Origin of the sequence: Nonomuraea solani (assembly GCF_900108335.1) — a bacterium.
In the GTDB taxonomy this organism is placed as follows: Bacteria; Actinomycetota; Actinomycetes; order Streptosporangiales; family Streptosporangiaceae; genus Nonomuraea; species Nonomuraea solani.
This window is the reverse complement of sequence record NZ_FNVT01000006.1, coordinates 86,566-111,236: the sequence shown is the minus strand read 5'-3', so window position 1 is coordinate 111,236 and position 24,671 is coordinate 86,566. Positions and strand designations below refer to the sequence as shown.

The window sequence follows — 24,671 nt, the reverse complement described above, 5'->3', positions numbered from 1 at the left end:
GTCAGGCGACGACGGGGGCGGGGGCCGTGACCGTGCGGGACGCCACCAGGACCGGCCGTTCCACCAGCCGCACCGTCACCCGCGTCCCAGGGCCGAGCCGCACCGCCTCGTGGCCGGGCACGTCCGCCAGCACCTCCCCGCCCTCCACCGCCACCCTGAGCCGCACGGAGGCGCCACGGAACGACGCGGCCAGCACCTCGGCGGGCCCGTCCGCGGACGGTACGACCTGGACGGCCTCAGGACGGACCAGCACGTCCACGGACGGATCATCGGGTACGGGACCGTCCACGGGCAGCAACTGGCCGAGCACCGTGACCTGATCCCCGGAGACGACCCCGGCCAGGTGGTTCATGGTGCCCACGAACTCCGCCACGAACGGCGTCGCCGGCCGGTCGTAGACCTCGGCGGGCGGGCCGACCTGCTCGAGCCGCCCCTCCCGCAGCACCGCCACCCGGTCCGCGATCGACAGCGCCTCCTCCTGGTCATGGGTGACGAAGATGGTGGTGATGCCCAGGTCGAGCTGGAGGCGGCGGATCTCCTCGCGCAGCGCCACCCGTACCTTGGCGTCCAGCGCCGACAGCGGCTCGTCCAGGAGCAGGACGCGCGGCTCCAGGGCGAGCGCCCGCGCCAGGGCGACGCGCTGCTGCTGGCCGCCGGAGAGCTGGTGCGGGTAGCGGTCGGCGTGGGAGGGGAGGCCGACGAGTTCGAGCAGTTCGCCCGCCTTGGCCCGCCGGGTGGCCGCGGGGACCTTGCGGACGCGCAGGCCGAAGGCCACGTTGTCGCGGGCGTTCAGGTTGGGGAAGAGCGAGTAGGACTGGAAGACCATGCCCGCGTCCCGCTTGTTGGCCGGTACGCCGGTGACGTCCTTGCCGTCCACCAGCACCGCCCCGGAATCGGGCCGTTCGAACCCGGCCACGCACCGCAGCGCCGTCGTCTTGCCGCAGCCTGAGGGCCCCAGCAGGGCGACGAACTCCCCGGGCGCGACGACCAGGTCGAGCCCGTCCAGCGCGACCGTCCTGCCGAACACCCGCCGCAAGGCCCGGAACTCGATGGTGGCCGTCATTTCCCCTGCTCCTTACCGAACTTACCGAACACCGTGGAGACGCCCAGCAACAGCAGCCAGATGAGCAGCAGGCTGAGGATCGACACCGCGACCGACAGTTGCCCTCTGGACCCCGAGACGGTCACGATCCACACCGCGAAAGGCTCGTACCCCAGCAGACTGGCGACGGTGTACTCGCCCAGCACCAGCGCCAGCGTCAGGAACGACGCGCTCGCCAGCGCCGACCGCAGGTTGGGCACGATCACCCTGACCAGCACGTACGGCCACGAGGCCCCCAGATTGCGGGCCGCCTCCACCAGCGTCCGCACGTCCATCGTGCGCAGCCCCGCGTCCAGCGACCGGTACACGAACGGCAGCACCAGCACCACATAAGCCAGCACCAGCACGACGGGGAACGCCGGATCCTGCACCGCGATCAGCGTGGCCCAGAACGGCGTCGGAGCCAGCACCTCCGTCCCGGTACGCAGGGACGTCCCGATCCCGGCCACGAACGTGATCGGCGGCACCACCAGCGGCAACGTGCACAGCACCTCCATGACCGGCCGCAGCCGGGGCGCGAAGAGCCGCACGGCCAGCATCGCGGGCAGCGTGAGCAGCAGCACGAGCACGATCGTGGCCACGGCCAGCCCGAGCGAGAGCGACAGAGAGCGCGCGAACCCCTCGGCCGTGAGCAGCTCGCCGTAGGCGGCGAACGACACCCCGGAGGTCTGGTCGTAGACGGTGTACCAGAAGGAGGTGCAGAGCGGGATCAGGAAGTACGCCGCCGCCGGCACGAACACCACACCGCGCCAGGCCCGCCGCCGCGAAACGGGAGCGGGCGCGGAGACCCGTTCCAGACCGGTCAGTGCAGCCATCGGGAGGTCCTCCTCTGCAGCGGCAGGTAGATCGCCATCACGAGCCCGGCCACCACGATCATGTCGAGGCTGAGGGCCAGCGCGATGTTCTCGTAGCCGATCAGCACGTCGCCGGTGAGCGCGCTGGCGATCTTCAGCGTGACGAGCGGGACGACGGTCCCGACCATGGCGTTGGCGGTGGCGTACGCGGAGAAGGCCGACCCGAACAGCAGCACCACACCGCCCAGCATGGCCGGAGCCAGCACCGGCAGCGCGACGAGGCGCCAGTAGTCCCAGGACGTGGCCCCGTTGTTGGCCGCCGCCTCGCGCCACTGCGGCCGCAGCCCGTCCAGCGCCGGCGCCATGGCCAGCACCATCAGCGGGATCGAGAAGTACAGGTAGACGACGACCAGCCCCCAGAACGTGTACAGGGAGCCGGTCGGCAGCCCCACCAGGCCGCTGACCACGCCGGAGTTGCCCAGCGTGGCGATCCAGAAGAATGCCAGCGGCACCCCGCCGAAGTTGGCCAGCACCCCGGAGGCGGTCAGTACGGACTCGCGCAGCAGCGAACTGCGTGAGGTCACGACGGCATAGGCCAGGAACGTGCCCAGCACGGCCCCCAGCAGCGCCACCACGGCCGACAGCTTGACGCTGCCGATCATGGCGACGAGATAGCCGCCCTGCAGGCTCTGCGACAGGTTGGCCAGGCTCGGCCGCCCCTGCGCCGTGAACGCCCCCGCCACCAGCGCGATGGCGGGGACGCCGAACACGAGCGCGAAGAACGCCAGCAGCGGCAGCGCGCCGAGCCACCCCCGCGAACGGGACCGGGTCATCCCGAGATCGCGGCGTCCCAGCCGCCGGCCAGCTTGGCCTTGGCCGCGTCCACCTGCGCGGTCGACGGGAACGTGGGCGTGCCCTCGACCTGCGGCAGCTTGTCGGCCAGCGCCTGGTCGACGCTGCCGTCGGAGGTCATCGCGGGCAGCAGGACGGGACGCGCGAAGCCCTTGAGGAAGAGGTTCTGGCCCTCGGCGCTGTAGAGGTATTCCTGCCACAGGCGCGCGGCGGCCGGGTGCGGGGCGTCCTTGTTGATGGCCTGGGCGTACATCTGGAAGTACTTGCCGTCGGAGGGCACGTTGACCTTCCAGTCGATGCCCTTGGCCGTCATCTGGGGCGCGTAGGCGGCGTTGTTGTAGTCCCAGTCGATGCTGATCTTGGTCTCGCCGCGCTCGATGGTCGCGGGCGTGGTCTCGACCGGGTTGTAGTTGCCGGCGTCCTTGAGCTGCTTGAAGAAGTCGATGCCGGGCTGGATGTCGTCGAAGGAGCCGCCGTTGGCGAGGGCGGCGGCGTACACGCCGGCGAAGGCCGAGCCCGCCTTGGTCGGGTTGCCGTTCATCGCGACCTGGCCCTTGTACTCGGGCTTGAGCAGGTCCTTGAAGCTCGTCGGGCAGGCCTCGATCTTCTTGGCGTCGCAGCCGATGGACACGTAGCCGCCGTAGTCGTTGACCCAGAGCCCGGTGGCCTCCTTCTGGCCCTCGGGGATCTTGTCGAAGCTCTGCACCTTGTACGGCGCGAACAGGCCCTCGCCGGCGCCGCTGATCGCGAACGACTGGCCCAGGTCGAGCACGTCGGGGGCGCGGCCCTGGCCCTTGCGGGTCTTGACGGCGTTGATCTCGTCGGCGCTGGCCGCGTCGGGGGTCTCGCTCTCGATCTTGATGCCGTACTTGGCCTGGAACTTCTCGATGATCTCGCCGTAGTTGGCCCAGTCGGGCGGCAGGGCGATGACGTGGAGGTCGCCCTCCTTCTTGGCGGCCTCGACGAGCTTGTCGAGTCCGCCGAACTCGGCGGCGGACGTGGCGGTGGCCGCGTTCACCCCGCCTTGTGACGCCTGGGTGGTCTGCTGGCTGCTCGGAGCGGCGCCACACGCCGCGGTGACTACGGTCAGGGCTGCGACAACGGCGGCCGCTCGGGCGCGAGGTGTGAACACGACGCCTCCACTTTCCAGGGGGTGTGGAAAGAACGTAAAGGAACTTGTACAAACAAGCGAGCACTAGTAAGTCGCATGAACATTGCTCTTTCGTGAATGGGGACGGTGGGGATGGTGGCGCGCTATGAACTGATCGCCGATGAGCTGCGGGGCGAGATCCTCGCCGGCGCTCATCCGGTCGGTTCCCAGCTCCCGAGCGAGGCCGAGCTGGCCGGGCGCTTCGGCGCGGCGCGGGGCACCGTGCGCCAGGCGGTGGCCGTCCTGGCCGCCGAGGGCCTGGTCGGCTCCCGGCAGGGCGCCAGGCGCATCGTGCTCGGCACCGCGCGCAGCCAGAGCTTCGCCGAGCTGCACAGCTTCGCCCAGTGGGCCCGCTCGAACGGCTACCGCTACGGCGGCCAGGTGATCGCCCAGCGGCGCAGGCCCGCGAGCGGCGCCGAGTCGGCCAGGCTCGGGTCGGACGAGGTGCTGGAGGTGCTGCGCCTGCGCTCACTGGAGGACGAGCCGGTGCTCCTGGAGCGCACCGTCTACGCCGCGTGGGTGGCCGGCGCGGTGGAGAGCCTGCCCGCCGGCTGCGAGTCCGTCACGGAGGCCCTGTACGAGTCCATCGGCCTCGTGTTCGCCTACGGAGAGCACCTCATCGACGCCGTGCCCGCCGGCGCCCAGGACGCCCGGCTGCTGGGCGTGCGCCGCGGCAGCCCGCTCCTGCGCCAGAGACGCGTGACCACCACGCACGAGGGCAGGCCGGTGGAGTCTTCCGACGACCGTTACCGGGCGGGCAGCGTGGCCTTCAGCATCCGCAATTCGATCGGGGCCAACCCGCTCGTGAGGCAGGCCGGCGACTTGCGTTTCGGGCCCTGAGAACATATGTTCGAGTCATAGCGCCCGTCTTCCCCCGGGTGGCCCAACATACGGACCAGAGCCGCGGGGAGAAGCGTCTTGAGCAGACTCTATGGCGATCCGATAGAGGTGTGGACCCGGGACGGGGAGCCGACCCAGTTCGTCTGGCGAGACCGGCTCTATCTCGTCCGCCGCGTCCTCGACCACTGGGTGGTCGCGCGCGAGTGGTGGAAGACCGGCGAGGGCGATCCCGGTGAGCGCCAGTTCTGGCGGGTCGAGGCGAGCCCGGGGCGCGAGCCGGGCTCCTACGAGCTGCGCTACGACACCGCCAGCAACGGCTGGCTGCTGCTGCGGGCGTGGGACTGATGGCGCCCCCGTTCCCGCACCTCAACGTGAGCTCCGCCTACTCCATGCGCTACGGCACCGCGTTCCCGCGAGCGCTGGTGAACCGGGCCGTGGAGCACGGGATGGACATCCTGGCGCTGACCGACCGCGACGGTCTCTACGGCGCGATCAAGCACGCCCAGGCGTGCGCGGAGGCCGGGATCGCCCCGGTGCTCGGCGTGAACCTGGCGCTCGACGTCGCCGCCTCCGCCTTCACCCCGGTGCCGGGGCTGCGCACGCCCCGCCCGCGGACCGGCCCGAACGCTGAAGACCGCGTCACGGTGCTGTCGCGCGGCAAGGGCTGGTCCCGCCTGTGCCGCCTGGTCACGGCCGCCCACCACGCGGGTGAGCGCGGCGCGCCCAGGGTGACCCGCGAGCTGGTCGGCGAATGGGCCGGCGAGCCGGGCGATCACGGGTTCGGCGCCGAAGACGGGCTCGTGGTCCTGCTCGGCCCCAGATCCGACGTCGGCCGCGCGGTGACCGAGCGGCGCGACGAGCAGGCCAGGACGCTGCTCGGCCTCTGGCGCGCCGCCGTGCCCGGCGTGGTGATCGAACTGGTCGACCAGTACGGCTTCCGCGACGCCACCACGGCCGTCCGCATGCTCGGCCTGGCCGAGTCCATGGGCGTGCCCGCCGTGCTGACCAACGCCGCCCGCTACCTCGACCCGGCCGACCACCAGGTGGGCGACGTGCTCGACGCGGCCCGCCAGCTCGTGCCGCTGCACCCGCGCCACCTGGAGCGCACCACCTCCCACGCCTACCTCAAGAGCACCAAGGAGATGTGGCAGGTGGCGGCCAAGGTGTGCGGGGCCGACCAGGAGCGGGTCGCCCGGCTGCTGCACACCACCAGGCGGCTGGCCGAGGCGTGCTCCATGGACCCGCTCGGCCTGCTCGCCCTCAGGAACGACCCGCCCGGCCTGCACCTGCCCGAGATCGGCCGCGACCCGGTGCCGCTGCTGCGCCACCGCGTCGAGGACGGGCTGATCCGGCGCGGCCTCGACCGTGTCGACGACGTCAGGGAGCGCCTGCGGGACGAGATGGCGATCATCGAGCGCAAGCGCCTGTCCGGATATTTCATCGCCGTGGCCGGCATCACCGACATGATCCGCGGCATGGGCATCCGCTGCGCCATCCGCGGCTCGGGCGCCGGCAGCCTGGTCAACTACCTCATCGGCATCGGCGAGGTGAACCCGATCGAGCACGGCCTGCTCATGGAGCGCTTCCTGTCGGAGGGCCGCATCGGGCTGCCCGACATCGACGTCGACGTGGAGTCGGCCCGCCGGCTCGACTGCTACCAGGCCATCTTCGAGCGCTACGGCGAGGCCAGGGTGGCCTGCGTGTCCATGATGGAGACCTACCGGGCGCGCAGCGCGATCCGCGACGTGGCCGGGGCGATGGGCCTGCCGCCGCACGAGATCGACGCGATCGCGAAGGCGTTCCCGCACATCAGGGCCAAGCAGATCACCGCGTCCCTGAACGACCTGCCCGAGCTGCGCGAGAGCCGGCTCGGCGACGCGGGCCTGGAGCGGGTGTTCCGGCTGGCGGAGCGGCTCGACGGCCTGCCCAGGCACATCGCGCTGCACCCGTGCGGCGTGCTGATCGGCAACTCGGGGCTGCGGGACCGCACGCCGGTGGAGCGCAGCCTGCTGGAGTTCCCGATGTCGCAGTTCGACAAGGACGACGTGGAGGAGGCCGGGCTGCTCAAGCTCGACGTGCTGGGGGTGCGGATGCAGTCGGCGCTGGCGTACGCGCTGACCGAGATCAAGCGGGTCGACGACGTCGTCGTCGAGCTCGACGCCCAGCGGGGCGACGACCCCGAGATCCAGTACGTGCCGCACGACGACCAGGACACCTACGACATGATCTGTGCCTCCCGGACCCTCGGCTGCTTCCAGATCGAGTCGCCCGGCCAGCGCGAGCTGGTGGCCAAGCTGGAGCCGCGCAGGATGCACGACCTGATCGTGGACATCTCGCTGTTCAGGCCGGGGCCGGTCAACTCCGACATGGTCACCCCTTACCTGGAGGCCAGGCACGGGTGGCGGCAGCCGTACTATCCGCACGAGAGGCTCCGCGAGGCGCTGAAGGAGACGCACGGCGTCGTGGTGTTCCACGAGCAGGTGCTGAAGATCATCGCGGTGATGACCGGGCGCGACCTGTCGTTCGCCGAGATGCTGCGGCGCACGCTGGACACGCCGGAGGGGCGCGAGCGGGTCCGCAAGACGTTCGTCCCGATGGCCAGGGCCAACGGGTTCGACGACGCGGCCGTGGACCGGGCCTGGCGGGTGCTGGACGCGTTCGGGGCGTTCGGGTTCTGCAAGGCGCACGCGGCGGCGTTCGCGCTGCCCACCTACCAGTCGGCCTGGCTCAAGCGGCACCACGCGGCGGCGTTCTTCGCGGGGGTGCTCACGCACGAGCCCGGCATGTACCCGCCGCGGGTCATCATCGACGAGGCCAGGCAGTGCGGGGTGAAGATCCTGCCGCTGGACATCAACAGGTCGGGCAAGGACTGGCGGGTGGAGCGGCTCGGGCCGCGCGTCCAGGTGCGGGTGCGCCCGGCCGCGCTGGAAGGCGCCGGGCGGCCGCGCAGGGAGTTCAAGGCCGGGGAGATCGGCAGGGGCTACGCGCTGCGCGTGCCGTTCTCGGCCATCAAGGGGGTGAGCGAGGCGGAGGTCGAGCGCATGGTGGCGGGGCAGCCGTACACATCGCTGGCCGACTTCTGGGACCGCGCCCGGCCCTCGCGCCCCACGATCGAGCGGATCGTCCAGGTGGGCGGCCTGGACGCGCTGCACGACCTGCACCCTGGCGGGCCGCGCTGGCGTCCGGGCGAGCTGACCAGGCGCGACCTGATCGCTCAGGTGGGCGCGCTCGACCGGGCCTCGGCGATCGGCGTGCGGGCGGCGCCGCGCAAGTCCAAGCGCTACACCTCACACATGTCCATCTCCGAGCGGCCGGACCCGCCGCAGTCCGTGCAGCTTCCGCTCGGTTTCAGCGAGCACCTGCCGCCGGGGGAGCTGCCGGAGATGACGGAGACGGAGATGGTCGAGGCCGAGCTGGAGATCCTCGGCATCGACATCAGCCGGCACGTCATCAGCTTCCACGACGAGCTGCTCGACGCGCTGGGGGTGGTGCGTTCCAGAGACCTGCTCGCCCAGCGCAACGGGGCGGAGATCCTGGTCGCCGGGGTCAAGGTGGCGACCCAGACGCCGGCGGTGCGCTCGGGCCAGCGCGTCATCTTCACCACGCTCGACGACTCGACGGGGCCGATCGACCTGACGTTCTTCGAGTCGGTGCAGGGGCGGTGCGCGTCGATCGTGTTCGGCTCGTGGATCATGCTGGCCAGGGGAGTGGTCAGGCGCACGGGGACCCGGGCGGTGTCGATGCGCGCGGTGGACTGCTGGAACCTGACCGACCTGGACGCGCTCTGGCGGTCGCGGGGCGTCGAGGCGGTCCGCGCCGTCCTCGACCGCTCCCCGGAGGACGTCGAGGGAGTCGGCGGCCGCCCGATCGAGTACGCCAACGGCTTCCGCCTGTCGCCCTACTCCGACCTGCCCCCCGCCATCGCCGAACCGCCGAGGCGGCTCTGGCACGCCAGCCAGGGCAGCTCAGGCCCGACGGCCGCCTGATTGCCTAGAACTGGTGCTCAGGCCGCGCGGTCGGCTGGGGCGGCTGATGGGAGAAGGAGTGCACGGTGCCGATCGCGGCCGGGCGGGCCGCGCACTGCAGCCGGGTCAGCTCGCGCACCGTGCCCGCGCACAGCAGCGCCGCCACCGCCGCGCAGGTCAGCTCCAGCATCCCCACTCCGGTCAGGTCGCCTGCGGAGGAGTCGAGCGGCAGCCGGATCGTCAGCAGCGCCAGCGTGGCCAGCCAGCTCAGCCACCAGCCGGTCACCAGCGCCAGCCAGCGCCCCCGGCGGCCCGCCGGTGGCCTGGTGCCGCGCCACACCTCGTCGACCAGCACCGCCGGCGCGACCAGGTTGACGACGGGGATCAGCCAGGCGGCCGCCACCGGGCCGGTGGCGGCCGAGCGGTCGTTGGCCTGCCTGGCGCGCACCAGCCACGTCACGTAGCAGGCCGCGGCGGCGACCGAGGTGCCCGCCACCAGCATCATCAGCACCGCGAACATCGTCACGGCGCCCACCACCGCCTCCGCGTCGGCGCCCTGGGGGCGGCCGCCGAACGCGGCGAGCTGGGTGGCGAGCTGACGGCCACGGAGCTGTTCGAAGATCACGAGGGAACCGAGGGAGACGACCTGGGCGGCCAGTGTCACTTGGACGGCGAAGGCGGCTCTCGTCGGCGATGCCTGGGTGTAGCGCACGTTGTTCTCCCCCCGGGCCATGCGCTGAGGTCCTGCTTCACTTGTATCCCGGGAGCCCCGTTGTTAATCAGCTCACCACGCCGGATTCCCACGCCCAAGCTGCGATTCCAACGCGATTGCGGACACCGAGCTTGGCGAAGATGCTGCCCAGGTGCGTCTTGACCGTCGAAAGCGACACGAACAGCTCGGCGGCCACCTCCTGGTTCGTCCGCCCCCTGGCGACCAGGCGCACGACGTCCAGCTCGCGGTCGGTGAGCGGGTCATTGACCGGGAGCGCCACGGGCTGCCGGGGCTGTGACAGGTGCTGCAGCAGCCGTACGGTCACCGACGGCGACACCAGCGCGTCGCCCGCGGCGGCGGCCCTGACGGCCTCGATGAGCAGCGTGGGGCCGCTGTCCTTGAGCAGGAACCCGGTGGCGCCGGAGCGCAGGGCTCCGTAGACGTACTCGTCGAGGTCGAAGGTGGTGACGATGACCACCCGCAGCGGGTTCTCCACGCCGGGGCCCGCCAGCGCGCGGGTCACCTCCAGCCCGTCGAGCTTGGGCATCCTGATGTCGAGCAGGCACACGTCAGGGCGCAGCCGCCTGGCCTCCGCCACGGCGTCGGCCCCGTCCGCGACGGCGGCCACGACCTCCATGTCCGGTTGCGCGTCCAAAATCATCTGAAAGCCGGTGCGTACCAGTTGCTGGTCGTCGGCGATGAGAACCCGAATAGTCACGGCTACAACTCTAAGGATCAGCCGTTCGGCCGAGGCGGTTATGGTCGCACGGCCGATCCCCCGGGCCCCCTCGCCGGGCCAGGCTGGACGCATGAACGACGTACTTGTTGGACGAGCCCTGACCAAGCGGTTCGGGCAGACGGTCGCCCTGGGCGGCGTGGACATCACCGTACGGGCCGGCGAAGCGGTGGCGATCATGGGGCCGAGCGGTTCCGGCAAGTCGACCCTGCTGCACTGCCTGGCCGGGATCATGAAGCCGGACGGCGGCGAGGTGCACCTGCTCGGCCAGCGCATCGACGCGATGGGCGAGCGGCAGCGCAGCGCGCTGCGCCGCACCCGCTTCGGCTTCGTCTTCCAGTTCGGCCAGCTCCTGCCCGAGCTGCCCGCCGAGGAGAACGTGGCACTCCCGCTCATGCTGGGCGGGGTGGCGCGGACCCAGGCCGTACGCCAGGCGCGCGAGTGGTTCGCGCCCCTCGGCCTGCAGGGCATGGAGACCAGGCGGCCGGGCGAGCTGTCCGGCGGCCAGGCGCAGCGCGTGGCCATCGCCAGGGCGCTGGTGAGCAAGCCGGCCGTGGTCTTCGCCGACGAGCCCACGGGCGCGCTCGACCAGCAGACCGGCCAGGACACGATGCGGCTGCTGGTCGAGGCGACCAAGCACAACGGCGCCTGCCTGATCGTGGTCACCCACGATCCGAACGTGGCCGCCTGGTGCGACCGCACGGTCGAGGTCCGCGACGGCCGCCTGCTGGAAACAGGGGTGCGGGCGTGAACCTCGACCTGACCTGGCGGCTGCTCAAGGGTGGCGGCCGCAGGGGCATGCTCGGCACCTGGCTCACGCTGGGGGCCGTCGCGGTGGCCACGGCGCTGCTGCTGTTCGCCGTGGCCGCCAACTCCGCCTTCGAGGCCAGGGCCGAGCGCGGCGCCTGGCGCAACCCGGTCGCGGCCACGTCGGGGGCGGTGGCGATCGAGGCGTCCCGCTACGACTACGTACGCGACGAGGCCATCGTCGTCGTGGACCTGGCCGCGCTGGGCAAGACGGCACCCGCGCCGCCGCCCGGCATGCCCAGGTTCCCCGCGCCGGGCGAGGTGTGGCTGTCACCCGCCCTGGCCGAGCTGGCCAAGGAACTGCCCGCCGACCGGCTCGCCGACCGCTACCCGAACCAGAAGGGCGTGCTCGGCGACGAGGCGCTGATCCACTCCAAGGAGCTGGTCGCGGTCGTCGGCCACGAGCCGGACTCTCCGGCGATGACCGCCGCCCGCAGCGACGACTGGGTCATCGCCAAGCCGCCGACCAAGGTCGCGAGCCTGGCGGGCACGCCGGGCGAGGACGCCCAGGCCTATCGGGTGCTCACGCTCATCGCGAGCGTGCTCATGGTGGTGCCGCTGCTGGTCTTCGGCGGCGCCGCGGCCCGGCTCACGGTGGCCAGGCGTGACCAGCGGCTGGCCGCGCTGCGGCTGATCGGGGCGACGCCGGGCCAGGTGGTGGCCATGACCGTGGCGGAGGCGGTGATCGTGGCGCTCGCCGGAGCGCTCGCGGGGGCCGCCGCCTACGCCCTGGCCGTGCCGCTGCTGTCCGGGATCGAGATGCAGGGCGGGCCGTGGTTCGCCACCGACCTGCTGCCCGCCCCGCTCTACCTGGCGGGGGTGCTGCTCGCGGTGCCGCTGCTGGTGGGGCTGTCGGCGGTGGTCGGGCTGCGGCGGGTCGTGGTCAGCCCGCTCGGCGTGGCCAAGCGGGAGACGCCGCCCGCCATGCGGTTCGTACGGGTGCTCGCCCTGCTCGCGGTGCTGGCCGCGTTCCCCATGCTGACCAGGGGCACCAGCATCACGCTCATCGTGGTGGCGCTGGCCCTGGCCTTCCTCTGCATCAACCTGGCGGGCCCGTGGGTGGTCGGCCTGATCGGCCGGGTCACGGCGGCCGGCGCGCGCAGGCCCGCCCGGTTGCTGGCGGGCCGCCGGCTGGTGGACGACCCGCGCGCGGCCTGGCGCACGGTGAGCGGCGTGGCGCTGACCGGGTTCGTGGCCGGGTTCCTCGGCCTGCTCAGCCCGGGCGCGTTCGACACCGGGCCGGCCGGGCCGCCGCAGCTCCGCGTCACCGCTCCCGCCGGGCAGGCGGCGAAGGTGACGGAGCAGGCCCGCGAGCGGCTGAAGGCGGCCGGGGTGGCGGCCACCGTGAAGCCCGTGAAGAACGTCGTGGTCGCGGCCCTGGGCAGCACCGCCGACGTGGTCACGCTGGACCGGGCGCGCACCGCGCTCACGGGGCTGGTCCCCGGCCGCACGCCCACGACGAAGAACGACGACGTGCGCTTCGGCGACCAGCTCCTCACCGACGTGCGGGCGGGCACGGTCGTGGTGCTGTCGGTGTCGTTCCTGGTGGCCATCGCCAGCTCGGGGATCACCGCGACGTCGTCGATCCTCGACCGGCGGCAGACCTACGGGCTGCTGCGCCTGGCGGGCACGCCGCTGGAGGTGCTCGACCGGGCCCGCCGCGCGGAGACGCTGATCCCGCTGACCGTGATGGGCGGCGGGGCGATCCTGGTGGGCGTGTTCTGCGCGGTGCCGTTCATGATCGGCGGGATGAACACGATCGGCGCGCTCACCCTGGCGGGCTGCGTGGTGGTGGGCTTCGCCGGGGTGATCGGCGCGGGCGCGCTGAGCCGGCCGCTGCTGAAGTCGGTGACGGCCGACCCGGCGCCCCGCCCCGACTAACCCAGCACGAGGTCGCGGACGAGCTTCAGCGACGGCTCGTCGCGCGGGCCCATCACCAGCAGGCTCGTGACCGGGCTCTTGTGCCACGCTTCGAGGCGTTCCTTGATCCGGCCGGGCGGGCCGACGAGCGAGATGCCGTCGGCCAGCTCGTCCGGGATCGCCCGGAACGCCTCGTCCTTGCGCCCGGCCAGGTAGAGCGCCTGGATGTGCTCGGCGGCCTCGGCGAAGCCCATCCTGCCGATGATGTCGGCGTGGAAGTTGCGGTGCTTGGCGCCCATGCCGCCGATGTAGAGGGTGAGCATCATCTTGACGCCGTCCAGGGCGGCCCTGACGTCGTCGGAGATGATCACCATGACCATGGCGGCCACGTCGAAGCCCTCGGGGGCACCCGCGAGGGAGTCGCCGTACATCTCCTCGATCTTCGAGGGGAACGCGAACAGCGGCAGCCAGCCCTGGCCTACCTCGGCGGCCAGGGCGACGTTCTTGGGGCCCTCCGCGCCGAGATAGATGGGGATGTCCGGGCGGAGCGGATGGGTGATGAGTTTGAGGGGTTTGCCCAGGCCGTCCGCCAGGGGGAGCGGGTAGTGCGGGCCGTCCGAGGTGACCGGCTCCTCGCGGCGCCACACCTGGCGCATGATGTCGACGTACTCACGGGTCCTGGCCAGCGGCCTGGCGAAGGGCTGGCCGTACCAGCCCTCCACGACCTGCGGGCCGGAGGCGCCCACGCCGAGCAGCAGCCGGCCGCCGGTGAGGTGGTCGAGCGTCATGGCGGTCATCGCCGTCGTGACAGGCGGCCTGGCGGAGATCTGGGCGATCGAGGTGCCCAGCTTGATGCGGGTGGTGCGGGCGCCGTACCAGGCGAGGGGGGTGAAGACGTCGCTGCCGTACGCCTCCGCCGTCCACACCGAGTCGTAGCCGAGCCGTTCGGCCGCCAGCACGGATTCTGTCGCGTCGTCGGCGTTGCGCTGCCAGTAGCCGAGGTTCAAGCCGAGCTTCATGAGGACACCTCCGGAATTAAGTTCTATTACCCCCGGTGGCCGCCCTAAGTGTCAATGGAGGATCTTCCGGGGAAGTCAGACTCTGTGTTCAAGGCCCTCTGCCGTCTCGCCTGTCTGCTGCTTCTCCTGCCGGCGGCCGAGCCGACCATGGCCAAGGGCGACGCCCGGCCGAACATCGTGCTCATCATGGCCGACGACCTCGAAACCGGCACGCTCCCGTACTTCCCGAACATCACCCGGCACCTCGTGCGGCAGGGCGCCTCGTTCGACCGCTTCTTCGTGACGAACTCCTGGTGCTGCCCGTCCAGGGCGTCGATCCTGCGCTCCCAGTACGTCCACAGTCATGGCGTGCTGACCAACACCGCCCCGGAAGGCGGCTTCGACCGCTTCCACGCCCAAGGTCTGGAACGTTCCACAATCGGCACCTGGATGCGGCAGGCCGGCTACCGGACGGGGCTGATGGGCAAGTTCCTCAACCACTATCCGGGCAAGACGGCCGAGGAGACGTTCGTGCCGCCCGGCTGGGACGAGTGGGACGTCCCGGTGCGCAACCTCTACGAGGAGTACGGCTACCGCCTCAACGAGAACGGCGCGCTGCGCGAGTACGGCTGGTCCGAGCCCGACTACCTGTCGGACGTGCTGGCCGGCAAGGCCCGCGACTTCATCGCCGGCTCCGACGAGCCGTTCTTCCTCTACCTGGCCCCGATCGGCCCGCACAACCCGGCCAACCCCGCCTATCGGCACGCCGACGCCTTCCCGCTGGTGATGGCGCCGCGCACGCCGTCGTTCGACCAGGAAGACGTCGCCGGCGAGCCGCTCTGGCTGCGGACGCGGCCGCCGCTCTCGCAGCCGGCCCGCGACGCGATCGACGAGCGCTTCCGCACCAGGCTGCGGTCCATGCTCGGGGTCGACGACCTGGTCGGGTCGGTGGTGTCGGCTCTGGAGGAGGCGGGGAAGCTGGACAATACCTACCTCTTCTTCACCTCGGACAACGGCTTCCATCTCGGCACGCACCGGCTCGGGCAGGGCAAGACGACGCCGTTCGAGGAGGCGATCAGGGTCCCGCTCGTCGTCCGGGGGCCCGGGGTCAAGGCGGACTCCACGATCGCCCACATGGGCGCCACCGTGGACCTGGCTGCCACGTTCGCGGCGCTGGGCGGGGCCACGGCGCCGTCGTTCGCCGAAGGGCGGTCGCTGGTGCCGCTGCTGAAGGGCGCCTCGCCGGCGCAGTGGCGCAGGAACGTGCTGGTCGAGTTCACCAGGCCGGCCAACAGGGCCTCGGCCGCCCAGACGCCCGTGCCCGCCTACCAGGCGCTGCGCACCGAGCAGTACACCTACGTCCGCTACGAGACGGGCGAGCGGCAGCTCTACGACCTGCACGCGGACCCCTACCAGTTGCGCAACCTGATCGACGGCGCCGACCCGGCGCTGCTGGCGAGCCTCGACGCGCGGCTGACGGCGATGGCGTCCTGCTCGGGCGCGAGCTGCCGCGTGGCCGACGCCCGCCAGTAGCCGAACTCAGTGATCGAACAGCGAAGGGTACGCGTGCGCCAGGTGCTCGGCGACGGCCGCCGCCGCCTCGCCGGGTTCGCCCGCTTCGATGGCCTCCAGGATCCGTACGTGGTCGGCCCGCAGCACCGACGTGTCCCCCAGGCGCCGCACGGCCTCGACCGAGTAGCGCCGCATCGAGTCCCGCAACGACCGCATGATGGCGGCGATGAGCCGGTTGCCCGAAGCGTCCGCGATCGCGCAGTGAAAGGCCGTGTCGTGCTCCACGAACTCCTCGGCCGAGCCCGCCGCGTCCATCCCGGCCAGCGCGGCGGCGAGCCCGGAGGTATCGGCCCGGGAAGAGGCCGCGCCGGCCGCGGCCCACTGCTCGATCATGTGCCGGGTGTCGATGACCTCGCGCATCTCCAGGCCGGCCAGCCCGAGATGCAGCCGCAGCAGGTCCGTCAGCGCGTCGTCGGGGCGTGAGGTGAGCACGGCGCCCGCGTCGGGACCCCGGCCCACCTGCGAGGAGACCACGCCGAGCGTCTCCAGCACGCGCATCGCCTCACGTACCGACGAGCGGCTGACGCCGAGCTGCTCGGCGAGCTGGCGTTCGGCGGGCAGCCGGTCGCCCGCGGTGAGGCCGTCTTCGGCGATGCGCCGCTCGATCTGGGCCAGCACCTCCTCGAACGTCCGCGTGCGTTTGACGGGACGCCAGCCGGTGCCGTCCAACGAGGCCTCCCTTGTGGTCCGCTATGGTCTGACCATACTGTGGTCAGACCATACTTGAGGAGGGAGTGCCGTGCGAGTCGCCCTGTTCATCACGTGCGTGAACGACACGCTCTTCCCCGGCACCGGCAAGGCGGTGGTGTCGCTCCTGCGCAGGCTCGGCTGCGAGGTCGACTTCCCGGCCGCCCAGACGTGCTGCGGGCAGATGCACGTCAACACCGGCTACCGGGAGGAGGGCGTGCGGCTGGCCCGGCACTTCACCGAGGTGTTCGCCGGCTACGACGCCGTCGTCGCGCCATCGGGGTCGTGCGCGGCCATGGTGCGCGAGCAGTACCCGAAGCTGGCCAAGCCGGGCAGCAGGGGAGCGGCGGCGATCGCCGAGGTCGTGCCGAAGGTCCACGAGCTGTCGGAGTTCCTGCTCGACGTCCTGAAGGTCGAGGACGTCGGCGCCTACTTCCCGCACAAGGTGACCTACCACCCGACGTGCCACTCGCTGCGCGGCCTGCGCCTGGGCGACCGGCCTGCCCGGCTGCTGCGCAACGTGCGCGGCCTTGAGCTGGTGCCGCTGCCCGGGGCCGAGGAGTGCTGCGGGTTCGGCGGCACGTTCGCGGTCAAGAACCCGGCGGTGTCGGCGGCGATGGGGGCCGACAAGACCCGCAGCATCATGGACACGGGCGCCGAGGTGCTGTGCGCGGCCGACAACTCGTGCCTGATGCACATCGGCGGCACCCTGAACCGTCAGAAGACCGGGGTCAGGACGATGCACCTGGCCGAAATCCTCGCGGCGACGGAGGAGACCCCATGAGCGGCACATTCCTCGGCATGCCCGGAAATTTCCCGGAAAACGCTCGGGAAGCCGTGCAGAACTCACAGCTTCGCTACAACCTCCGCAAGGCCACGCACACCATCCGGGGCAAGCGGGCGAACGTCGTCGGCGAGCTGCCCGACTGGCAGGAGCTGCGCGCGGCCGGCAAAGCGATCAAGGATCACACCCTCCGCCACCTCGACCGTTACCTGGTCCAGCTGGAGGAGGCGGTCACCCGGGCGGGCGGCACCGTGCACTGGGCCAGGGACGCCGCCGAGGCCAACCGGATCGTCACCGGCCTGGTCCAGGCCACCGGCGAGACCGAGGTGGTCAAGGTCAAGTCCATGGCCACCCAGGAGATCGAGCTCAACCAGGCGCTGGCCGAGCACGGCATCACCGCGTACGAGACGGACCTCGCCGAGCTGATCGTGCAGCTCGGCGACGACTTCCCCAGCCACATCCTGGTCCCGGCGATCCACCGCAACAGGTCGGAGATCCGCGAGATCTTCCTGGAGAAGATGCCCAACGTGCCGGAGGGCCTGACCGACGACCCGCCCGCGCTCGCCGACGCGGCCCGGCTTCACCTGCGCGAACGTTTCCTGCGCAGCAAGGTCGCGATCTCCGGCGCCAACTTCATGGTGGCCGAGACCGGCACGCTGGTGGTGCTGGAGTCGGAGGGCAACGGCCGCATGTGCCTGACCCTCCCCGAGACGCTCATCAGCGTCGTCGGGATCGAGAAGCTCCTGCCGTCCTGGCGGGATCTGGAGGTGTTCCTCCAGCTTCTGCCGAGAAGCTCCACGGGTGAGCGGATGAATCCGTACACGAGCATGTGGACCGGCGCCGTCGAGGGCCAGGACTTCCACCTGGTGCTGCTCGACAACGGCCGCACCGACGTGCTCGCCGACAAGGTGGGCCGCCAGGCGCTGCGCTGCATCCGCTGCTCGGCCTGCCTGAACGTGTGTCCCGTCTATGAGCGCGCGGGTGGCCACGCCTACGGCTCGGTCTATCCGGGGCCCATCGGCGCCATCCTCACCCCGCAGCTCAGGGGCATGTCCTCGGAGCTGGACGCCTCGCTGCCGTACGCCTCCAGCCTCTGCGGCGCCTGCTACGACGTCTGCCCGGTGGCCATCGACATCCCCGAGGTCCTGGTGGACCTGCGTGCCAAGGCGCCGCACGCGGCGGCGGAGCGGGCCGGCATGAAGGTCGCGGGCTGGATACTCAACGACCACAAGCGGCTGGCCAAGGCCCAGCGCGCGGCCATCCGCCTGCGCAAGCTGGTGCCGAAGCGGCTGCCCGGCCCGCTGTCGGCGTGGACCGACACCCGGGACGTGCCCGAAATTCCGGAAGAGAGCTTCAGAGACTGGTGGGAGCGGAATGAGCGCGCGTGAGGAGATCCTCGCCAGGATCGGCCGGGCCGTCGCCGGCGCGGCGGACATCGAGATCCCCCGGCACTACCTTCAAGAGCGGCCGGCCGAGAACATCGTGGAGCTGTTCGCCGAGCGCGTGGACGACTACCGGGCCATCGTGCACGTGGTCCCCGCCGCGGAGCTGGCCGGCAAGATCGACGAGTGCCTGGGCGAGCGCCGCGTGATCGTCCCGGACGGGTTCGACCGGGCGGGCGGCTGGGACGACCTGAAGACGGCCGACGGCGTGGTCACCACCTGCGCCGTGGGCATCGCGGAGACCGGCACGATCGTCCTCGACCACGGCCCCGGCCAGGGGACCAGGGCGCAGACCCTGGTCCCCGACTACCACCTGTGCGTGGTGCGGGCCGACCAGATCGTGGCGGGCGTCCCCGAGGCCCTCGCCCGGCTCGACCCGGCCCGCCCTCTCACCTGGATCAGCGGCCCGTCGGCCACCAGCGACATCGAGCTGAACCGGGTCGAGGGCGTGCACGGCCCCAGAACGCTCGAAGTGATCATCAGTACCTGAGGACCGCGGCCACGTCCGTGACGTCGTCGCTGAACCACAGCTCCGCGTCCGTCATGGCGGCCGCCCTGGCCAGCGCGCAGTCCGCGCGCTCCTGGACCGGCTCCTCCACACCCCAGCGGCGCAGCTCGCCCGCGTCGGTGCCGAGCTGCGTGCCGCCCCCGCCGATCCACATGGGCTTCGGCAGCTCACCGGGTGAGAGCACCGCGTGCACCCGGCCCTCGCGCAGGGCGTGGGCGACCCTGGCCAGGCCGGTGGGCCCCGCGTGCTCGTGGTGGCGCTCCAGCAGCTCGGCGCGCTTGCGGCCGAGCCAGTCGTCGAGCGCCTTCTCCACGTCCTCCTCGAACTGACCGTGGTCGGAGCGGCTGCCGTGCTCGACCATCAGCACCCGGTCGGCGGACTTGGTGCTCAGGTGGTGCAGCAGGTATGAGCGCGACTTCGGCTCCCCGGCGACCAGGACCAGCTCGGCGCCGATGCGGCGGACCTGCTCGTCGATCTCGCGCGCGACGGCGACCGCGTTCTGCTCCCAGGTCTCCTCGACCGCCCGCTCGTACCGCTTCTGCGACCAGCCGCCCTGGGCGGTCTTCTGCAACGGCCAGGAGTCGGCCTCGACGATGGCCTTGCGCGGCGAGCCGCCGCCGAACACCGTCACCTCCGCCCCCGCGTGGTCCACGATGACCCGGATGTGTGGAACGTTCTCACCCCTGGTCATGAGCATGGGCGTGACGTGCGGCAGCGGCGAGCATACGGCCAGTTTGCCCGGCGGGCGGAGCAGCGACTCGGCCAGCACCACGTCGCCGTGCGTGGCGAACAGCGCACGCCCGGCCGCGCGTACGTGGACCTCCTCGTCCAGGGCGTCGAGCGTGGTCTTGTCGACCTGCTCGTCCAGCTCGTCGCGGACGCTGTTCCAGTTGGTCTCACGCTCGGGTCCGGTGAGCGCCCCCATGTACACCGACGCGTACGGGCCCCGCCGCTCGTACAGCGGCCGGATGAAGTCGAGCCGCACCGGTCACCACCTCCGCTTCTCCATGCCGAGCCCGAGGGCCTTGGCGACCTCGGCCACGTTCTTGAACTCCCCGTCGGGCAGGGACTCGATCAGGTCGGTCACCTGGTCGGGGGCGTCCGCCTGCCGCGCGTGCCGCACCAGGTCACGGCCGGACGCGGGCCAATGGGCGTCACTCAGCCATTTGGCGAGATCACTGCGAATGTCGACGCCTCGCGCCGTGATTCCGGCCGGGGTGCCGGGCTCGTGTCCGGGCGGGTACGACTGCAGCGACTCCTCGCCGGGCGCCGGCATGGCCTCGGTCTCCTTCCACTCCTCGGCGTGCGTGGTGCCGCCGCCGCGTATCAGGCCCTCGGTCTCGTGCTTCTGCTGGTCGTCCAGGCGGGGACTGTGCTTGTCGCTCCCACGTTCCATGGTCACCTCACTCCTCTCCCTGCGCCCCTACCCCCGCTTTCGTGGGCAAACATCGAGGCTGTGTAGCCTTCCGTGGGTGTTCGACCCTGATGTGAGCATTGCCACGGCCCGGCTTACGCTGCGGCCTTTCGGCCCCCAGGACGACGCCAGAATTCGGTCCATCGTCAAGTCCGGGGCCCGCTTCCTGCCGCCCGGCGCGCCGGTCAAGACCACGGGCGTCGACCGGTGGCTGCGGCACGGCGTGCACGAGCTGCACCGCTCCGGGCAGGGCGTCCATCTGGCCATGACCGACACCGACGGGCTCGTCGTGGGCGCCATCAGCCTGTTCAAGACCTCGTGGACCGCGGGCACCACCGAGGTCGGCTACGGCGTCCACCCTCTTTACCGGGGTCGCGGCTTCGCCACCGAGGCGGTGCGCGGCCTGACGGCGTGGGCGTTCGAGGCGATCGGCCTGCGCCGGGTCGACCTGACCGCCAACCTGGACAACGTCGCCTCGCTCCGCGTGGCCTGCAAAGCGGGCTTCACCTGGGAAGGCGTGCTCCGGGACGCGGTCGTGGACGAGCAGGGCACGCACGACCTCGTCATGTTCGGGCTGCTGCGCGAGGACGGCGGCATGCCGCCCAACGCCCTGCCCAGGACGGAGCTGCGTACCGAGCGGCTGCTGCTGCGCCCCCAGGCGCCCCAGGACGCCCCGCACCTGACCGCCAGCGCCCTCGACCCGCTGAGCCAGGCGTACACGGGCGTGCCGCGCGACTACACCGAGGAGCACGCGCGGGCCTACATCGCGCAGTCCGAGCGCCTGCGGATGCGGGGCGCGGGCGCCGTCTGGACCGCCGAGGAGCTGGGCAGCGGCCGGTACGCGGCCAACGTGGACCTGCGCGACCTCGACTGGGCCAACAAGACCGCCGAGGTCGGCTACATGACCGCCCCCTGGGCCCGCGGCCACGGGTACGCCGGCGAGGCCGTGACGGCGCTCGCCCGCTGGCTCTTCGAACGGCACGGCTTCACCCGGCTCCAGCTCCGCGCGTTCGTGGCCAACGCCGCGTCGCAGCGGGTGGCGGAGAAGGCGGGGTTCGTCCGCGAGGGGGTCGCCCGCGCCTCGATCGCCGGATCGGACCTGGTCGTCTACAGCCTCATCCCGTCCGACCTGGCCTGAGGGCACACCGTACTGACCTTCGCACCCTTTGTGAAACCCCTCCGCAGCCGTCACCCTTTAGGGGAGGACGGTGAGGCGCAATGATCACGGTGGTCGGGTGGGACGGATCCGAGTTCTCGGCCAAGGCGGTGGACCGGCTGCACGCGGCCCGGCTCGTCGTCGGTCCCGACGTCATTCTCGGGCAGCTCAGGCTCACGTCTCCGACCGTGGCCGACGGCTCGCTGCTGGAGACGCTGGACGGCCACCTCGAACACGGCGAGGGCCCCGCGGTCGTGGTCACGGAGGGCGACCCCGGCTTCTTCGGCGTCGTACGCACCTTGCGGGCCCACGGGCTCAAGCCGGACGTGGTGCCGGCCACCTCGCTGGTCACCCGCGCCTTCGCCTGCGCCGGGCTCAACTGGGAGGACGCGCTCGTCGTCGCCCCCAGCGGCCCCGCGCAGCTCAACCGGGTCGTCAACGCCTGCCGCGCGCACCCCAAGGTGGCGCTGATCGTCGCGCCCGGCGTCGGCCCCGGCGAGATCGCCAGGGAGCTGGCCCCGACCACGCCGCGCGCGCTGATCGTGTGCGAGGACCTGGGCGGGCCCGACGAGCGGGTCACCCACAGCCGCATGGGGGAGGCCACCACCAGGCCGTGGAAGGACCCCGACGTGGTGCTCGTGGTCGACCCGCTGCACCAGGTCAAGGAGGAGAGCTGGGTGGCGGGGGCCAAGCCGGGGCCCGCCGAGTGGGCGCTGCCGTTCGAGGGCGCGATCCCGCCGGAGGTGCGGGCGTACATCCTGGCCAAGCTAGGACCGCGGCTCGGCGACCTGGTCTGGGACGTGGGCGCGGGCGTCGGCGAGATCGCCGTCGAGTGCGCCAGGATGGGCGCGGCCGTCGTGGCGGTCGAGCGCGACGAGGAACGCTGCGCCAAACTGCGCTCCAATGTGCTCGCCCACGGCGTGAAAGTGGCTCTGACCAGGGGACAGGCGCCGCCGGCGCTGGAGCCGCTGCCCGATCCCGACGCCGTCTACGTGGGCGGCGGCGGTCCCGACGTGGTCGTCGCCTGCGCCGCCCGCGGCCCGCGTTCGCTCGTCTGCGCGCTGAAGAAGGTCGAGCAGGTGTCGGCCGTACTCGAACGGTTGCGCGAGCAGGGTTACCGCGGCGAGGGCACCCAGATCCTGGCCTCCAAGCTGGCGCTCAACCCCGACGGATCCCACCGTCTCACCGCCTCTGACCCCGTGTTCGTGGTGCACGCGACGCCCGCGCACACAGCGTGACCTGTTCCCTACCGGTGCGCATCGGTTATCCTCGCGTGACTTTGTCCACCGCACCGGAGAATCCCTCACGATGAAGCCGCCGCTCCTGCTGATCGGGCAGGGCTCCCAGGACGACGCCTACGCCGCGGAGTTCGGCAGGTTCGTACATCGCCTGCGCTGCCGCCTCGACCAGACGGGCGCCGACGTGTCGGGTGGTTACCTGGAGCGGGCCACACCCCGGCTGAGCGACTCCGTCGCCTCGCTGGTCGCCAGGGGTCACCACCGGCTCGTGGCGCTGCCGCTGAGCCTCAACAGGATGGGTGCGGAGTTCCCCGCCGCGATGGCCTTGGAGCAGCAGCGGCACCCCACGCTCATGTACGACTACGGCCGCCCGCTCGGCCCCGACCCGCGCGTGCTGTCGCTGCTGGCCGAGCGTCTCAACGAGGCCGCAGCCGAGCTGTCCAAGCCGCGCGCGCTCGAACTCGTCGGCGCCAGGCCCCGGCTGCGCGCCGTGGACACGCTGCCGCCCGACGACTACCTCACCCACGTCGAGCCGGGGGAGACCGCGGTCGTCCTGGTCGGCGAGGGCTCCACGGACCCGGCCGCCAACGCCGAGATCCACCGGGTCTCCCGGCTGTTCTGGGAGACGCACGCCTACGACTTCATGACCGTCGAGACCGCCTTCGTGTCGGTCACCCCGCCCGGGGTGCCCGGCGGTCTCGAACGGTGCCGGCGTCTGGGGGCCAAGCGGGTGATCGTGGTCCCCTACCTGCTGTTCGCGGGTGGCCTGCTCGAACGCGTATGGGCGCAGGCCCTGGCCTACGGCGCGGGGCACCCCGATCTCGACATCCGCTGCGCCGAGGTGATCGGCGACTGCGAGATCCTGGCCGACGTCGTGATCGACCGCTACGAGGAAGCGCTCCAACTCGTTCCCTGAAGCTCGTTCAGTAAGGAGAGGTACGCCGTGCTCGCTGAGACCCTCGCCGCGATCCGCCCGGCCGACCCGGTTGCGCTCGCCGAGGCCCGCGCCTATCAGGACCGCCTCACCAAGCCCCGGGGCTCGCTCGGCGCGCTGGAGGAGGTCGCGGTCCGCCTGTCGGGCGCGGCCGGAAGCTGCCCGCCGCCCATCCCCGAGCCGGCGGCGCTGGCCATCTTCGCCGCCGACCACGGTGTGCACGCCCGCGGCGTGACCCCGTGGCCGCAGGAGGTCACGGTGCAGATGGTCGCCAACTTCTTGTCCGGCGGCGCGGTGGCCAACGCCTTCGCCGCGCAGGCCAGGGCGTCGGTGACCGTGGTCGACGTGGGCGTCGCCGCCGACCTGCCCGACGCGCCCGACCTGGTCAAGCACAAGATCGCGTACGGCACCGCCGACCTGTCCGAGGGTCCCGCGATGACCGTCGACCAGGCCGTCAGGGCGCTGGAGGCGGGCATCCTCGTGGCCAGAGACCTGGTCGCCAGGGGCGCGCGCTGCCTCATCACCGGCGACATGGGCATCGCCAACACCACCGCGTCGGCGGCGTTGATCTCCGTGTTCACCGGCAGGGACCCCGCCGAGGTGACCGGCAGGGGCACGGGCATCGACGACGAGACGTACGCGCACAAGGTCGGCATCGTCCGTAAGGCCCTGCGCACGAACGCCCTCTCCGACTCCTCGTCCTCGCCCAGCGAGGCGCTGAGGGCCCTGGCCGCCGTCGGCGGGTTCGAGCACGCGGCCATCGCCGGCTTCATCCTGTGCGGCGCGGCCGAGCGCGTGCCGGTGATCCTCGACGGCGTCATCTCCGGCGCCGCCGCCCTGGTGGCCAACGCGCTCGACCCGGCCGCGCTCGACCACTGCGTGGCGGGCCACCGTTCGGCCGAGCCCGGCCACGCCGCCGCGCTCACGCACCTCGGGCTGCGCCCGCTGGTGGACCTGGAGCTGCGGCTCGGCGAGGGCACCGGCGGGCTGCTCGCGCATCCGATGGTGTGCGCGGCCGCCCGGGTGATGCACGACGTGGCCACGTTCGATTCGGCGGGAGTGACCGAAAAACCCATGTGATGATGGAGACGCTGGAGGTGCGGACAGTGTCTCGATATGG

Annotated in this window: 23 protein-coding genes; 13 read left to right on the top strand and 10 right to left on the bottom strand. The window is 71.8% G+C overall.

What is annotated here, in order from left to right; translation table 11 throughout:
- Position 1: 1 nt before the first annotated feature.
- From C4V41_RS23360 to C4V41_RS23345, 4 genes are read right to left on the bottom strand one after another with little or no spacing between them, the layout of a single operon-like run.
- A complete protein-coding gene (locus C4V41_RS23360; RefSeq protein WP_103958064.1) occupies positions 2 to 1,063 on the bottom strand; it encodes an ABC transporter ATP-binding protein in 1,062 nt (353 codons plus the stop codon).
- Positions 1,060 to 1,917, bottom strand: coding sequence for an ABC transporter permease (locus C4V41_RS23355; protein WP_103958063.1), 858 nt, complete (start codon positions 1,915 to 1,917; stop codon positions 1,060 to 1,062). The genes C4V41_RS23360 and C4V41_RS23355 overlap by 4 nt, the downstream gene beginning before the upstream one ends.
- Positions 1,905 to 2,729 (bottom strand): ABC transporter permease, encoded by an 825-nt coding sequence (locus tag C4V41_RS23350; RefSeq protein ID WP_103958062.1) that lies wholly within the window; start codon positions 2,727 to 2,729, stop codon positions 1,905 to 1,907. Before C4V41_RS23350 ends, C4V41_RS23355 begins: the two co-directional genes overlap by 13 nt.
- Positions 2,726 to 3,880 carry an ABC transporter substrate-binding protein gene (locus C4V41_RS23345; RefSeq protein WP_103958061.1) on the bottom strand — a complete coding sequence of 385 codons (1,155 nt, stop codon included), beginning with the start codon at positions 3,878 to 3,880 and terminating at the stop codon, positions 2,726 to 2,728. Before C4V41_RS23345 ends, C4V41_RS23350 begins: the two co-directional genes overlap by 4 nt.
- A gap of 111 nt (positions 3,881 to 3,991) precedes the next feature.
- Here C4V41_RS23345 and C4V41_RS23340 point away from each other — a divergent pair, with 111 nt between their 5' ends.
- From C4V41_RS23340 to C4V41_RS23330, 3 genes are all read left to right on the top strand, one after another.
- Positions 3,992 to 4,738: a GntR family transcriptional regulator gene (locus C4V41_RS23340; protein ID WP_103958060.1), complete on the top strand. Its 747-nt coding sequence runs from the start codon at positions 3,992 to 3,994 to the stop codon at positions 4,736 to 4,738.
- Positions 4,739 to 4,816: 78 nt separating this feature from the next.
- Positions 4,817 to 5,083 (top strand): DUF6504 family protein, encoded by a 267-nt coding sequence (locus C4V41_RS23335; RefSeq protein WP_103958059.1) that lies wholly within the window; start codon positions 4,817 to 4,819, stop codon positions 5,081 to 5,083.
- A complete protein-coding gene (locus C4V41_RS23330) occupies positions 5,083 to 8,724 on the top strand; it encodes a DNA polymerase III subunit alpha (protein ID WP_200824160.1) in 3,642 nt (1,213 codons plus the stop codon). The genes C4V41_RS23335 and C4V41_RS23330 overlap by 1 nt, the downstream gene beginning before the upstream one ends.
- Positions 8,725 to 8,728: 4 nt before the next feature.
- Here C4V41_RS23330 and C4V41_RS23325 read toward each other — a convergent pair whose 3' ends face one another.
- Both C4V41_RS23325 and C4V41_RS23320 read right to left on the bottom strand, forming a co-directional pair.
- Positions 8,729 to 9,436, bottom strand: coding sequence for a DUF4328 domain-containing protein (locus tag C4V41_RS23325; protein WP_103958058.1), 708 nt, complete (start codon positions 9,434 to 9,436; stop codon positions 8,729 to 8,731).
- Positions 9,437 to 9,482: 46 nt separating this feature from the next.
- Entirely contained in the window at positions 9,483 to 10,133 is a 651-nt protein-coding gene (locus C4V41_RS23320) for a response regulator (protein ID WP_103958057.1), read from the bottom strand.
- Between the two features lie 91 nt (positions 10,134 to 10,224).
- On the opposite strand from C4V41_RS23320, the gene C4V41_RS23315 reads away from it, so the two are divergent.
- Positions 10,225 to 10,902, top strand: a complete 678-nt coding sequence (locus C4V41_RS23315) for an ABC transporter ATP-binding protein (RefSeq protein ID WP_103958056.1) — start codon at positions 10,225 to 10,227, stop codon at positions 10,900 to 10,902.
- Positions 10,899 to 12,839 carry an FtsX-like permease family protein gene (locus C4V41_RS23310; protein WP_103958055.1) on the top strand — a complete coding sequence of 647 codons (1,941 nt, stop codon included), beginning with the start codon at positions 10,899 to 10,901 and terminating at the stop codon, positions 12,837 to 12,839. The genes C4V41_RS23315 and C4V41_RS23310 overlap by 4 nt, the downstream gene beginning before the upstream one ends.
- On the opposite strand, the gene C4V41_RS23305 is transcribed toward C4V41_RS23310, so the two are convergent.
- Positions 12,836 to 13,837: an LLM class F420-dependent oxidoreductase gene (locus C4V41_RS23305; RefSeq protein WP_103958054.1), complete on the bottom strand. Its 1,002-nt coding sequence runs from the start codon at positions 13,835 to 13,837 to the stop codon at positions 12,836 to 12,838. The genes C4V41_RS23310 and C4V41_RS23305 overlap by 4 nt on opposite strands.
- A gap of 84 nt (positions 13,838 to 13,921) precedes the next feature.
- Here C4V41_RS23305 and C4V41_RS23300 point away from each other — a divergent pair, with 84 nt between their 5' ends.
- Positions 13,922 to 15,349 carry a sulfatase family protein gene (locus tag C4V41_RS23300; protein ID WP_235030333.1) on the top strand — a complete coding sequence of 476 codons (1,428 nt, stop codon included), beginning with the start codon at positions 13,922 to 13,924 and terminating at the stop codon, positions 15,347 to 15,349.
- Positions 15,350 to 15,355: 6 nt separating this feature from the next.
- On the opposite strand, the gene C4V41_RS23295 is transcribed toward C4V41_RS23300, so the two are convergent.
- Positions 15,356 to 16,057, bottom strand: a complete 702-nt coding sequence (locus C4V41_RS23295; protein WP_103958052.1) for a FadR/GntR family transcriptional regulator — start codon at positions 16,055 to 16,057, stop codon at positions 15,356 to 15,358.
- 70 nt (positions 16,058 to 16,127) lie between these two features.
- Between C4V41_RS23295 and C4V41_RS23290 the strand changes: the two genes are divergently transcribed.
- The 3 genes from C4V41_RS23290 to C4V41_RS23280 are packed head-to-tail and all read left to right on the top strand — an operon-like array spanning position 16,128 to position 18,791.
- Positions 16,128 to 16,859 carry a (Fe-S)-binding protein gene (locus C4V41_RS23290; RefSeq protein ID WP_103958051.1) on the top strand — a complete coding sequence of 244 codons (732 nt, stop codon included), beginning with the start codon at positions 16,128 to 16,130 and terminating at the stop codon, positions 16,857 to 16,859.
- The gene (locus tag C4V41_RS23285; RefSeq protein WP_103958050.1) at positions 16,856 to 18,247 is read left to right on the top strand and encodes a lactate utilization protein B; all 1,392 of its coding nucleotides are present in this window, start codon (positions 16,856 to 16,858) and stop codon (positions 18,245 to 18,247) included. The genes C4V41_RS23290 and C4V41_RS23285 overlap by 4 nt, the downstream gene beginning before the upstream one ends.
- Positions 18,234 to 18,791 carry a LutC/YkgG family protein gene (locus tag C4V41_RS23280; protein WP_103958049.1) on the top strand — a complete coding sequence of 186 codons (558 nt, stop codon included), beginning with the start codon at positions 18,234 to 18,236 and terminating at the stop codon, positions 18,789 to 18,791. The genes C4V41_RS23285 and C4V41_RS23280 overlap by 14 nt, the downstream gene beginning before the upstream one ends.
- Here the strand turns inward: C4V41_RS23280 and C4V41_RS23275 are convergent.
- Both C4V41_RS23275 and C4V41_RS23270 read right to left on the bottom strand, forming a co-directional pair.
- On the bottom strand, positions 18,781 to 19,794 hold the full coding sequence (locus C4V41_RS23275; RefSeq protein WP_103958048.1) for a baeRF2 domain-containing protein: 1,014 nt from the start codon (positions 19,792 to 19,794) through the stop codon (positions 18,781 to 18,783). The two genes, C4V41_RS23280 and C4V41_RS23275, sit on opposite strands and share 11 nt — an antisense overlap.
- A gap of 3 nt (positions 19,795 to 19,797) precedes the next feature.
- Entirely contained in the window at positions 19,798 to 20,205 is a 408-nt protein-coding gene (locus tag C4V41_RS23270) for a DUF2795 domain-containing protein (RefSeq protein ID WP_103958047.1), read from the bottom strand.
- Between the two features lie 76 nt (positions 20,206 to 20,281).
- Between C4V41_RS23270 and C4V41_RS23265 the strand changes: the two genes are divergently transcribed.
- The 4 genes from C4V41_RS23265 to cobT all read left to right on the top strand — a co-directional run bounded on the left by C4V41_RS23265 (position 20,282) and on the right by cobT (position 24,631).
- Positions 20,282 to 21,361 (top strand): GNAT family N-acetyltransferase, encoded by a 1,080-nt coding sequence (locus C4V41_RS23265; protein ID WP_160150365.1) that lies wholly within the window; start codon positions 20,282 to 20,284, stop codon positions 21,359 to 21,361.
- Between the two features lie 80 nt (positions 21,362 to 21,441).
- Positions 21,442 to 22,617: a bifunctional cobalt-precorrin-7 (C(5))-methyltransferase/cobalt-precorrin-6B (C(15))-methyltransferase gene (locus C4V41_RS23260; protein ID WP_103958045.1), complete on the top strand. Its 1,176-nt coding sequence runs from the start codon at positions 21,442 to 21,444 to the stop codon at positions 22,615 to 22,617.
- Between the two features lie 70 nt (positions 22,618 to 22,687).
- Positions 22,688 to 23,533 carry a sirohydrochlorin chelatase gene (locus C4V41_RS23255; protein ID WP_103958044.1) on the top strand — a complete coding sequence of 282 codons (846 nt, stop codon included), beginning with the start codon at positions 22,688 to 22,690 and terminating at the stop codon, positions 23,531 to 23,533.
- 27 nt (positions 23,534 to 23,560) lie between these two features.
- Positions 23,561 to 24,631, top strand: coding sequence for a nicotinate-nucleotide--dimethylbenzimidazole phosphoribosyltransferase (gene cobT / locus C4V41_RS23250; RefSeq protein ID WP_103958043.1), 1,071 nt, complete (start codon positions 23,561 to 23,563; stop codon positions 24,629 to 24,631).
- Positions 24,632 to 24,671: the final 40 nt, after the last annotated feature.